At 67.2% G+C, this 13,002-nt stretch carries 5 protein-coding genes; all 5 read right to left on the reverse strand.

All coding sequences use genetic code 11. The features are described 5' to 3' along the window. Positions 1-4: 4 nt before the first annotated feature. The 5 genes from F1734_RS13200 to F1734_RS13220 are packed head-to-tail and all read right to left on the reverse strand — an operon-like array spanning position 5 to position 12,915. Positions 5-1,099: a hypothetical protein gene (locus tag F1734_RS13200; protein WP_203010667.1), complete on the reverse strand. Its 1,095-nt coding sequence runs from the start codon at positions 1,097-1,099 to the stop codon at positions 5-7. Then, the gene (locus tag F1734_RS13205; RefSeq protein ID WP_203010668.1) at positions 1,096-3,237 is read right to left on the reverse strand and encodes a coiled-coil domain-containing protein; all 2,142 of its coding nucleotides are present in this window, start codon (positions 3,235-3,237) and stop codon (positions 1,096-1,098) included. The genes F1734_RS13200 and F1734_RS13205 overlap by 4 nt, the downstream gene beginning before the upstream one ends. Next, entirely contained in the window at positions 3,228-4,772 is a 1,545-nt protein-coding gene (locus F1734_RS13210) for a competence protein CoiA family protein (RefSeq protein ID WP_203010669.1), read from the reverse strand. The genes F1734_RS13205 and F1734_RS13210 overlap by 10 nt, the downstream gene beginning before the upstream one ends. Positions 4,773-4,827: 55 nt before the next feature. Next, entirely contained in the window at positions 4,828-9,414 is a 4,587-nt protein-coding gene (locus tag F1734_RS13215) for a DNA methyltransferase (protein WP_203010670.1), read from the reverse strand. A 3-nt stretch (positions 9,415-9,417) separates the two neighbouring features. Next, entirely contained in the window at positions 9,418-12,915 is a 3,498-nt protein-coding gene (locus tag F1734_RS13220; RefSeq protein WP_238423947.1) for a helicase-related protein, read from the reverse strand. Between the last annotated feature and the right edge of the window lie 87 nt (positions 12,916-13,002).

Genomic DNA, 13,002 nt, shown 5'->3' on the forward strand with positions numbered 1-13,002 from the left:
GACGTCAGCTCCGTCGGGGGGTGGCGCGAGTGGTGTGCCGCGGTCTCCGTGCCGAGCCGGCGCCCTGGACGGGACCGGTCTGCAGCGTGACGCCCAGCTCCGTCAGGACTCGGCGGATCGTGCCGGCATGACGGGTCAACACCCACCCCCTGTCGGTCCGTGAATCGGCGAGCGCCGTCAGCACCCGGGTCTCGGCGTACGGCAGCGGGCTCGTCGGTCGCAGCTGGACCTCGTGCTTCGCTTCCACCCAGCGGACCACCGTCGGATTCCCAGCGTTGCGGTCCAGCCCGTACATGAGCCGGCGGACGTCGTGCGGATCCTGCTCACGCATGCCGGCGACGGTGCCCGCACGGAGTTCGACGACGAAGAACTGCGTCCAGCCACCGAGCGCGTCGGCCCGCGCGAGGTACCGACCCTCGAGGCGAGGGTCGGTACCGAACCAACGCTCGGACTGGCGAGCGCCGGGATGTGCGTGTGCCGGAACGTAGAAGCGAAGTGCGGAAACCTCGACGTCTTCCGGGATCGCACCGAGACTGTCGGCGAGAAGACTCTCGGTCCAGTCCCTCAGCGACCGGCGTGGTCGGCGCGCCCAGTCCTCGAAGCCGAGGACGGGCATGCCTACGTCTGCCGCCCTGATGCGCCTGTTCAAGACTCGTCTCGCACCGTCCAGCGCGACGGCGTTCCGCAGCCTGGTGTCGAGGTGACGTACAGGCACACCGCTCACCAGCAGGCGACCGTCCGGGTCGGCCGCATCGAGTTGCACCATGCACCCGGGAACGGCCAACCACTGACCACGGGGCAGCGGGGCGAGATCCCCGACCGCGGCGAGATCCTCGAGCCGGTCCCGCAGCAGGTGCCTGCGAGCCGTCGCGTCGACGTCGCCGTCGTGAAGCGCCGCGTCGAGCCCGACCGCGCGGTCGAGCAATGTCCGCGTCGAGACCGGGACGCGACCGCCGGTCGACGCCCACGCCACGGCACGCAGCAATTCGTAGCTGAGCTCGGCCGAAGGCGTGACAGGCGGGAGCCTGAGCGCGGTGCGCACGTGCTGTGCAGCGGACCCGGGAGGAAGCTCCTCGATCCGAGGCGCGCCGGTGATCATGCGAACCGCCGCTGGAAACGCCGAGCGAGGTGATGAACTGCTCGGCGCCGCTTCGGATCCTTCGAACCATCGAACTCGAGCGCGATGTCGACGGCCTCGGTCAGTTCGGGGCCGGACAGGCTCGAGGCCAGTGCCGGAATCATCACGCATTCCACGAGCGACGAGACAACGCCACCGTCGTTCTGGAACTCCGCGAGCCCGGCGGCGAATTTTCGGGCCGTGCCGAGCACTCCCTCGTCGATCTCGCAGTAGTCACCGAGCGCAGCTTCCATCTTGGAAATCGTCGATGCGACCCGAGACGACAGGGAGGGAAGAGGCATGCGTTCGATGACCGTCGGCGCCACGCGGCGCGACGAGTCGGGCACCGCCCGCGGGACGTCGATTGCTACGGCGAAACCCCAGATGTCGGGGCTCAGTGGCGCAGTCGTCGTTCCTGCGGCCGCCGTCGCTGCCACGAACAGATCCGAATGCGGCGTCACGCGGGACGTACCGACAATCCGCCGCGCGGCTTCCGGAACGACGATCGCCCGGTCGGGGGTTTGCAGCCACGGCAGCAGGTAGGACTCGGTCGGGGCTTGGTTGAACGACTCGAGGACGAGCACACCGGCACCTCCGTCGCGCACACCCGCGTCGGCGCCGACCAGCAGGCCAGTATGCATCCGTATCACGGCGGGATTCGATGCCCGGACACCGACGAGGTCGACGGGATGGAGGAAGTCGTGCGCAACGGGAAGAGTTGCTACCCGAGCGCCGAACGCTGCGGTTGCGTATGCCGAGAGCGCGGCCGAGCCTCCGTTGCCTGTCGCGATGGGCATCAGCCCCGCCCTCATTGCGGCATGGAGTCGGATCAGGGCGCTCAGGCCGACGCCGGCGGCGTCGGCGGCGGCCTGAAACATCTGTGTCACCGGTTTACCGTGCGGCACTGGGCGGGCCCGGCCACCGGCGAACGGGTTCGCTGTCGAGTAAGTCGGCTTCTCGTCCCCGCCGCCACCGGAAGAACCGACGCCGAGCGCACGGAACAGGATGGAATCGCTGAGGAGGTCGGTGGCACCGTCGACCAGTACGGCGATCCGGTCGGTCACCGAGTCCTCGAGCGACTCGAGCTGCCGGGACACGGCGTCCTCGGACTCCGCCAACTGCCGTTTCGTCTGCTCCACCTCCGACCGCAGCTCGGTCCGCTGCTTATGAAGAGCCGAGACCTCCTCGCGGAGTTGGTTCAGCGCCTGCCGTTCGGCTTCCAGCTCCTTGCCGATCTCATGCTGGGCGGCCTCGATGGCCTTCTCCCGCACTTCGGCAATCTGCCGGTCGAGCTCCGGTTTGACCTCGGGGTGCTCTCGTAGGGTCGCGGCGATGTCCTTTGCCTTCGATCGCACCACATCGCTTTCCCTACAGATCTTCAGTGCCCTCGTGATGCGGTCGAGCTTGTACTGCCGATCGTCGAGACGGTCACCTTCACGCAGCGCATCGGCTGCCTTCTGCATCAGGGCTTTGGTCGCCAGGAATCCGGGAATTCCGATCGAGGACTTCTCGGCGACGGCGACGGCATCGCGCACAGCCGTCCTCAGGATCTCGGCATCGGATCGGCAATCGAGGTGCCCGGTCACCGGCGAGGTGGGGGCGCAATAGTACCGCCCGTTGGGCATCGAGAATATCGCGCTTTCCTCCTCGCGGTACGGGACACGCTCGAGTCGCACGGAATCCGGAGGAACGAAGAACCGCGCCCCGTCGATTCTCGGAGTAAGCGGCCCCACGAGGAGTTCGTCCCGGCACCACGCATAGACGTCCTTGCCCGCCCTGATTTCCTCGCTGACTTCTTGGCGATTGCTTGTCAGACGCTCGATCGCCTCGTCGTACGAGAAGAGTCCGTAGTCCAGAACCGGACACAGGAATTCCGCCCTGGATACTGCGAAGTGGTCCGGCTCGCCTTTTCCCTCGGCAAGTTCGAACAACACCACCGCACCGGTGTGAATGTCGGGCCACGGTTGCCGCCAGAAGACCTTGCCCCGAGTCGGGTAGTGATCCGGGTCCGCGGCCTTCCAACCGGTGCCGTTGTCGTCGTGGACGGGTGTCACGACGGCGAAGCGGTCATTTCTGAAGTCGACCTGGCCGACGACGCGCGTACCGGAGATCACTGCCATGGACCCACATTAGGCAATCGGCGTATCCGGGTCGCAGCTGCCCTGCCCGTGCCGATCTGCCAATGGGGGACAACTGGATTCGACTCGGTGTCCAACGAGAGGGCGTATGCGGCAGGCCAGTTGGATCGACGAGCATGCACCGGCGGGGGCTCAGCGGGGCGGGAGCGCCCGGACCGCGGAAGCTCGAGGCGGAGGAACCCCAGATTTCCCGCCTCGATCTCGATGCCCGTCGCCGTGGCGACTCGTTGCCGGATCCAGTCCGTCGCCGCAGAGGAACCGACCGACCGAACAGATTCGGTGCGATCGTCAGGGAGTTTTGCTGTGACGGTATATCGGAGGGCCGGGATGTCGGAATGGAGAACTGGTGCCACGTCGCGGGTTGCGAATCGGTGCGACGTGTAGGGGAGCAGAACACCGTCGGCATGTCGCACGCACCAGACGGCAGCCGAAGTATCGAGTTCGATGTCGCCTTCGGTGACGATGTCCACCCGGGCGACATCCCGTTCCGCATCGGTCCGAATGCGCAACGCGCCTGATTCGACAGCGGTGACTGCATAGGCGGGCGCTGATCCCGCCACCCGCCTGCGTCCCAGGCTTTTCGCATTCATGGTTGCGTACGATTCCGCGGCCAGAACGCCCGCCTGAGGTGACGGCGCGACGACGATCGGATCGCCGAGAAGAAAGCGAGGCACACCACCGGCGCCGTACTCGATGGGCGGCGACACGATTCGTGTCTTCTCCCGGCGCTGCTCGATGGTGATCCCGAACTTGCTCAGCCACCGGTAGGCGGTGAGGTCGAACGATCGAGGCAGGCGAACCAGCCACGCGTGCCACGTGCCTTCGGCAGTGGAGGTCGTCGACAGGGAAACGACGTCGAGCGCGCCGGGCGGAGCACAATGTGCCGGGCCGACGAGCACCACTCTGTCACCCCAATGAACCGGTGTCGCCCAGTCGTATCGACGGAAGGTTCCGCCGCGGTAGGGGACGAACAGTACCCCGTTCGGTGAAAGCCCGGTCAGGGTGCTTCGCCACCGGTTGGGTCGGATGCCCGATGGCCACTGGCCCACTGTGTTGACAGTGGTGTGCTGCCGTGACGGTTCTACCTTCACTGTCGTGCGACCGGCGCCGGGCCACAGCGATTCTGCCCGCAGTTTCCGAGGACGCGAACCGGGCCGGTGCAATTCGAGTCCGTCGAATGCGAGAACCGACGGCAAAGAGCGGCGACTCTCCGCTAAGGATAGTGGCTCGAGGTCGAAGAACAGGGTCCACCCGGTGCCGTCCTCGTGCAGGTGCAGAAACAGGGGCGTACCTGCCTCACCGTAGAAACCACCGGGCGACCCGTAGTTGCCGGATCCGGGATGGTACTGCTCGCACAGCGGCGTGCCCTCGCCCGGATTGTGCGCGAAGTGAGGAACCTTCGATCCGCCGCGTGGGTGCACCCGGCCGCAGCAGCACGGGCACACGTAGGCACGGCGGCGGCCGGCATCGGCGGCGGACACCAGGCGTTCCAAGGCCAGGTCGAAAGCGTGTTCCACAGTGTCAGTGCACCTTTCGCGCAGCGATCCGTCAAAGTGCCGCCCGAGTGACGGATCAGTCCGACAACAGGGACGTGAAATGCTTGTGGGCGAGTTCCATGTCGCGCTCGCGATCGACGCCTACGAAGGGTTCTACGTAGGTGATTCCGTCGACGGTGAGCTCCGACGATTTCAAGGCGCCGCGTTTCCGGTATTCGGATGCGAGCTTGCCCGGAAGCTGCCGTCCGTTCGCGTCGTACAGGGCGTCGCGCTCGTACTTCTGCAGTACCGGGAACTGCGTGCGATAGATCGTCAGCAGTTCTTCGGCGGTGATGCCGAGCATGATCGCGACGATGGCGTCGATCTCCACTAGTGCCTGCCGGCGGTCGGCGGCGCGGCGTACGGGAGTGGACCACTTCCACGTCGGACCTATGGCGCCGAGCGGGGCACGATCGGCGTAGTCGACGCCGATGTGGGGGACCCAGGAGTCGCAAGTCCAGGCGTCGTTGTACAACTCGTCCCATAGCGGGGCATAGGGGCGGACGAGGCAGTTCAGGCGCAGGGTGCGCAGTATGAGTTGCGGTTCGAGTTGGTGATCGCGAACGTGTGGAGCCTTCCCAAGTGCAGACGTCTTCACGTGGCCGACTCCCATTACCTTGATCAAGAAGTCGGCGACTAGCGAGCCGGTGAATGCCGCCATTACTGCGAGATCGATCGAGTCGCCAACCGACAGCGAGAGCAGTCCGCCGACATGGGTAGGGCCGACCGGGATCAGCGCCGAGTGCAACGTGCGGACGGTCGCCGAATCGCACATCTCGCGCCACGCGAGGCGGAAGTACGACGAGCTGGGTTCGCCGTGCCATTTGGGGTAGGCGGCGATGTACTCGTCGTACGGTTTCGCGACCTGGTAGTTGGTGCGAGGAATGAAGTCCTCGCCGATTGAGTCGAGGTCGATGCGCGAATAATCCTGGTTGCTGCGCATTGTCGGGTTGGGCTGTTGATTCAGTGGTGTGGCGACTGTGAGATGTGGTCCTTGCAGGATGGCGTCTTCCCAGCGGGCGGGGATCGCGGAGGCAGATTCGAAGAACCCCAGCTTGCGGTCGGCTGATTCATGCCAGCCCGCGGTCCAGTCGAAGTCCAAGTCGCCGAGGCGGGGTGCGGCCGCGATCTTGTCGAGCACCTCGGCGCTGGCCCGGTTCACCGGGTACAACATGCGGGCTTCGGCGGCGGGGGTACCGGGTTCGTCGATAAGGTCGGCCCAGCGGGCAAGAACTGAATCATCAACTTGAACAATACGTTCCCGATGAGGTCTCATATCCCAATTGTCGTCCCCATCGCGAACGCCCGGAGGCTGTCCTGAACCATCATGGTGGAAAGATCTCTCGAGGACGCTGGGGTGGAATATCCAACCTGCTTGTAAGAATGCGATCTGGCGACCGATTGCTGCGTAGACGTGCACGCCGAAGTCGCGTTTGTCGCTGATTTCGCGGAAGATATATGCGTTGTTCTTGAACTGCCAGTGGCGTCGCAGTCGTCGATATGTCTCGCGACGCAGGTTGCGCGCTCGCAACTCCGTGAAGTGGCTTTCGGGGTGAATAAGCCCCACGATCCCGTCCGGTGTCATCGACCGCCACGTGTGCTCCATGAAACACCGATACAGATCGGGCTGCAGTCCCGCCAGCACCGGACGATCCACGCTGGAACCAAGGTGTTCTTTCAACCCGGACTGCCGGGCGCGCTCGTCCAGGAAGGCACCCAGCGCTCCTTCTCGAGCAAGCGTCTCCTCACGCTTACGGCGCTTGATAGCCTCTGCAGGCTTGTCCGCCAGTTGCCACCACGGGTCGAACTCGGCCAGCACCCCGGACTCGTCCCAATCGGGTCGCACCCACGGCGGATTACCCACCTGCAGGTCGAAGCCGCCACGCGCGAACACCGGCGCAAAGTCCAGTTCCCAGTGCAGGAAGCCCTGGGCGTCGGCGATGGTCTCGGCGACCGCCAGCCACGGAAACCCGTCGAGGGCCTTGGTGATCGGCAGCGACCGCGAGAACGTGCGGTCGGTGTCCTCCGCCACGTCGAGTTCACGCCAATCGAGATCCCCCGCAAGGCTCGTCTGCCCGTACTTCTCGAACTTGCCTTCCTTCGGCGGCACACCGAGGATCGCTTCGAGGCCGCCGAGCCACTGATCCCAGTCCGGCGGTGCGATGTCCGTCGTCAACGGCCACGACCACAGCGCGCACCACGCGTCCATCGCGCGGCGCAACCGGCGGTAGGCGCCGTTCTCGTCGTGCAGCACCTGCTCGATCTGCTCCCGCGTGACGGCAGGGGTGTGCTCGGGTTCGTCGGCGCCGAAGACGTGGATGGTGCGGCGCGCTTCCGACTCGGCGATGGTCAGGCGTCGCAGCGTGAACTGCCACAGTGTCTCGACTCGCTGCGCCAGTGCCGCCAGGCGCTTCTTGATCGCAGAACTCGGATTCGCGCGGATCCCGTTGCGCCACAGGCGCAGTTCTTCGCGCTTGTCCGGCGCGTAGGTCTTCGCTTCCGGGGTGTCGATCACCGCACCCCAGCCCTGGCTCGGCAGCAGGAAGTGATGGATGCCGGCGCCGATCTCCTCGCCGAGCGGCACGTCCTTCGGCGACGTGGACAGCCACGTCTTCTTGGTGAGCTGGGTCGGCGCATACACCGAGCGCCGCGCACCAATCAGCGAATTGCCGCGCCGCAGGTGCAGGCCGAACCACGGGGCCTGCAGTCCCGCGACCATCGTGTCGAGCCACAGCGAGATCTCGGCCAGCTCCACGGCGGTGGCGTTGAGGTCCACCCCGTACACCTGGTGCAGCGCGATGTGCGCCTTCACCTTCTGCAATTCGACCGGATACTGATCGGCGTCGATCAGCTTGCCGAGGTCCTCCTGCTTGCGTTTGAGGTACTCGGCAGCGAGCTGCCGGACCGCCTCGATCGCGAAGGCGCCGGAACCCAGGGCCGGCTCGCAGATCGTCAACTGCAGGATCTCGTCGGGAGTCGTGCGGGTGTCGTTCTGGTCCAGCAGCTCCTCGAGCGCCTGGGACACCACAAACTTCGTCAGCACCTCGGGGGTGTAGTACGACGCGGACTGCTGACGCTCGCGCCCGGCCAGGCGGAAGACGAAGGTGCCCTTGTGGTGGACGACGGGAGTCCACTCACCCGTCGCCTCGTTCTGGATCTTGACGAAGTCGGATTCCGAGAGGTGATCGGCCCGCGTCACGGGCACCACCCACGAGCCCTTCTCCGGGTCGCCGTTCTTCGCCACCTCGTAGAGGTCCTCCTCGGCGAAGAACCCTGTGTAGGACATCAGGCCTTCGTACACCGCGCCGAGCTGGTTGATGCCGAGTTCGGCGTAGCTGATGAAGCCGCGGTCGGCGCCCTTGCGGCCCTTCGCCTCCTTCGACAGCAGCAGATGCTCGAGCACCTGCTGCATCGCCTCGTTGCCGAGCCCGACCTCGTCGATCAACGCCGTGGCAGCGGGTGCGAACAGGTCGGCACGCAGCGGCTGGAACTCGAGTCCGGGCGCGGGATCGTCCGCCCCGACGTCCGCCGAGTGGGGCGTGTGGCCGCGGTCGACCAGCCGGAACAGCGTCGCCAGCGACTCGTACAGGTGCGTGCCCTGCTTGGCCTGCGGCGAGACCAGCTCGGTCAGCGTCAGCTCCCGCAGCCGGTCGAGGCCGTATCCTTCGCCGTATTCCGGCGCGCCTGTCGGCAGCACCCGCATCTCGGGCGACGCCTCGGCGTACAGCAGGAACAGGATGCGGTACAGGAAGCGCAGCGAGTGTTTCGCCAGCTCCTGGCCGTCGATGCCGTCGAGGGGCAGCTCGCGCGCCGCCCGCCGCCGCACCACCTCGTTCGCGATGATCTCGATGGACAGCCGGATGCCCTCGCGCAGATCCTTCGACACCCCCACGGTGTGCTTGACCGAATCCTCGAGCACCCCGGTCCACCAGATGTTGCCGTCGGCGTCCGGGGTGAGGGCGTGCCGGCCGAACATCGCGACCACGCGGTCGAGTTCGCCGCCGCGGGCCTCGTGGCGGCGCTCGACGACCACCAGCAGATCGACCGCGAGGTAACGGCCCTCGGCCCACCGTTCGGCCTCGGCGAGCAGCATCCACCGCCCGGCCTGCACCACGACGAACGCGGGCGGTTCGTCGGCGCGGAACACCGCCGAGACCACCTTCGACACGGCGGCGAGCGGCTTGTTCTCCTCCGTCGCCGGTTCGATCAACCGGCCGGTCTCTGGGTCGAGCAACTCGTCGACGGAGTCGACCGGCTGGGCCTGCAGGAACAGCACACCGCTCGCCTTGGGCAGCGCGGCCGCCGGCACGACGAGTTCGGTGCCGGCGCGGTCGCCGTGGAACTCGCTCAGGTCGCCGGGAAAGCCGAGGGCTCGCCGGACGAGTGCGTGTGCGGCGGCGGCCGCGTCCGGGTTCTCGGCCAGTCCGGCGAGCCGGACCTGCAGATCCGAGCACGCGGAGACGAACTCCTGCCGCACGGTGGTGCGGCCCTCCTTGGCTTCGGCGTCCCAGTGCTTGCGCAGGTCGAGAACCCTGCCCTGGAACGATTCCTTCACCGAGTCGGTGGTGAAGTAGTGCTCGCTGATCCAGTCCTCGCCGATGACGAGGGAGTCGAAAGAAGGCACGACCTACTGAACCTTTCCGGACGTGAGGGAGGACGGGGCGCCGCCGGCGTCGTGGGCGACGGGAGTGTCGGCGGGGGCGATCACGAGGAGCGGCCGCACGAGTTGCTGGGTGGGGGCGAGCAGTTCGGCCAGGCGCTGCTCCTCGCGGATCCGTTGCGCGAGCTTGCCGACACGGGTCCTCTGGGCGCCGAACATCTCGAGTTGCTCCGCGTCGGCGTGCCAGCGGTCGGCGCGCTGCCGCCACGCGGCCAGGCGACGCTCGGCAGCCGCCTCGTGCTCGGCGAGCACCATGTGCATCGCCTTCTGGGCGTGCGCGACCGCGCTGGGCACCAACGCCTGGTAGCGCTCGACGCCGGCGACCGGACCCGGATTGGCCGAGTCGGGCCGCAGCCCGGTCTCCTCGGTGAGAAACCCGAGATCCTCGCGGGTCTCCACCATGCAGAAATCCGGGTTGCCGCGATTGGGGAACTCGGCGGTGGAGAACACCCGCGAGATGAGCTGGCCCCGCTTGTTCGTCAGCGTGCCCATCAGCAGCACCGTGGGGACGTCGACGTCGCCGCGAACGACGAAGATCTGGTTGCGGCCCAGCGCGGTCAGTGCCCGGTCGCTTGCCCAATCGAGGACGGGGTGGAGCGGGCCGAGATAGTGCGCCTCGGGCCAGGTGGTGTCGTTGATGCCGTTGCCCTCGCGGGCGATCCGCAACTGGGCGTCGCCCACGGAGGGGGAGGTGGCGAGTTTGAGCCGCTCGAGAATCCGGCCCTGCTGCAGGTAGTTCTGCGGCAGCTGACCGAGGCGCTGGCGAAGGTCCTTCGGCGGAATCAGTTCCGCGATCGAGTGGGTCTCGTGGTGGACCCAGCCGACGCCGCCGTGGGCCGGGGCGTGGCCGGGGGCGTCGTGGAACGCCGCGTGCAACGCCTCGTCGAGGAAGGTGACGTCGTCCTTGTACAGGCTGTGCCGCGGCGCCTCGGGAAGGTGCTCCTCCGACGGGGGCGCGGTGTCGAACTGCGCGAAGAACGCGTCGAGGTCGTCGCCGTCGAGGATGTCGTCGACGCTGCGCACCTCGTCGTCGATGGTCGCCTTCCGCGCGAGAACGTTGCGGATCGCCGATTCCTCTTCGCTCACACTGTGTTTGCCCATGAGGGAGGCGACGTCGCCGAGGGTGGAGTGCGCCTGGTTCTCGCGTTCGAGCAGGCGGGAGAGCACTCGCAGATCGCCGGAGAAGTCGGGGTCGGACGGCTCGAGGATCAGCGACGCGATGACCGGCGGATGCTTCTGCCCGTAGCGGTCGATGCGGCCGTTGCGCTGTTCGATGCGGATGAGCGACCACGGGATGTCGTAGTGGATCAGGTGATGGCACTGGGCGTGGAGGTTCACGCCCTCCGAGGCGACGTCGCCGGTCACGAGCACCCGGATGGGTGAGGTCTCGAGTTTGAAGCTTTCGACGATCTCCTGCTGTTCGACGTCCGACAGGCCGCCGTGCAGCATGGCGATGTTCTTCGGCTTCAGTTTCAGCGCCTTCGGCAGGTGCTCGGACAGCCACCGGAGAGTGGCGACGCGCTCGGCGAACACCACCGCGCGCATCGTCGAGCCGGGGCCGACGCCGATCTCGCTCAGTCGTTCGACGAGGGCGGCGAACTTGCCGGCCGTCTCGTCGAGGGCGCGCGCGTTCAGCTCGTCGAGTGTGGCCAGTGCCGCGAGCTCGGCGCGCTGCTGCGGATCCGAGTCGCTCAGTTTGCCGCGCCGCTGCCGGATCGACTCGGCGAGCGCGGCGGGGGAGGACAGGAACGCCTTGGCCAGCGTCCACGGGAACAATGCCTTGGTATCGCCGGAGTAGGGGGAGCTGCCGGAGCGCGGATGCAGCCACGTCCGGGACAGCTCCGCGGCCACGGCATCCTCCGCCGGCGAGGGCGCGACCAGCCGGTGCACCGGCTCGGCCCGCTCGGCCCAGTCGCCGCCCACCTCGGCCGCGACCTCCGGGTGGTGGCGGTGCCGGCGGATCAACAGCCGTTCGACGTCCTCCTTGGCGAAGGAGCCGTCCGGGGCGACGACGGTCGGGTCGAGCAGGCGCAGCAGTTCGGCGAACGACTCCTCGCGCCCGTTGTGCGGGGTGGCCGACGCGAGGATCAGCGCCTCCGTGTTCGGCGCCAGCACGCGGGCGAGCTCGTTGTTCTGGGTGCCCACATTGGTGAGGTTGTGCGATTCGTCGATGACCACCGCGTCCCAGCGCTGACGCTCGAGATGGGCCTTGTAGCGGGGACTCTTCAGCGTGTCGATCGAGATGATCGCCCGTTTGAAATAGGTGAACGGGTTGCGGGTGGCCGGCAGCTTCTGCCGCACCTTCTGGATGCCGGCCGAGTCCAGTCGCACGAACGGCAGCGCGAACCGGCACCACAGCTCGTGCTGCATCTGCTCGAGCACATGCTTGGGGGTCACGACGAGGATGCGCTCGCCGCGGCCGCGCCGCGCCAGTTCGGACAGGATCATGCCGATCTCGAGGGTCTTGCCCAGGCCGACGGCGTCGGCGATGAGCAGGCGTGGCCGGATGTGCTGCGGGTCGAGCGCCTTGGCGACCGCCGTGCGCTGGTAGGCCAACGAGTCGGCGAGCATGCGGGTCGACACCGCCAGGGATTGGTCGCCGTAGGGGACGGGCGTCTTGCGCAGCAGCGCCTCGAGCCAGAGCCGGCTGTTGCGGTACCCGTCGGAGCCGTCGGCCACCACCTGAGCCTTCGCCGGATCGAGCACCTCGATCCGGTCCAGATTCGAGTAGAACGCGGCGGTGCTGTCGGCGACGAGTTCCGACAGGCCCCGGGCTCGGACGAGCCACCCGTCGGAGCCCTGCTCGGCCTGGGTGACCAGCCACTCCTCGTCCCGCACCACGATGATCGAGCCGGGGGCGACGTTGAGTTCCGCCGCGTCCAGTGCCGGCGGCTCGGCGGAATTCGACGTGGCGCTCAACTCGGCTACCCGCTTTCTGGTGTGATCGACAAGGACCGGTCCGTTCCGAGGAATGATGCCAGCACCCTCCTCGGCGCCGCGTGCGCCCGGTCGGGGACGGACGGTGTCGTCCTCCCCGCGCTGTCCGGTCGGTGGGTGGGTCGCCGGCGTGCCGATCGCTCCTCGCGGGCCGGGCTCGTCGTGCCGGTCCACCTCACCAGCCTCGATCAGTTCCGCCCATACGATGTCCCGCAGTGTCTTGGAGTTCCTCAGATCCCGGAGGTACGTCATCTGGGCCCTGGTGCCCTTGACCAGGCCGTGTTCGTTCCGCGCCTTCTGGAGCGCGTCGACGATCCGGTGCCGGGATTCCTTGTCGCTCCGGAGCCAGGATTCCCTGAGCGTGGGCCACGCCTCGCGAACGAATTCGACCGTGGGGCGAGCGCCGTAGACCGTTCGCAGCGCGTCGGCCGGGCCTGCATCGGGGTCGTAGATCTCGAGAAGCGCATCGCTCAGGTCCCGGAGAAGCGCGGGTGGGAGGTTCGACCACTTGAACTTGTACCTGGGCACCGCAACCTCGAGCTTCCGCGTGAACCGGTGTCGGACTTCGGTCCGTCCTCGGACGACCCGAGTGGGACACACTTCTCATCGTGGGAC

Origin of the sequence: Rhodococcus ruber (assembly GCF_016804345.1) — a bacterium.
Classification (GTDB): Bacteria; Actinomycetota; Actinomycetes; order Mycobacteriales; family Mycobacteriaceae; genus Rhodococcus; species Rhodococcus ruber.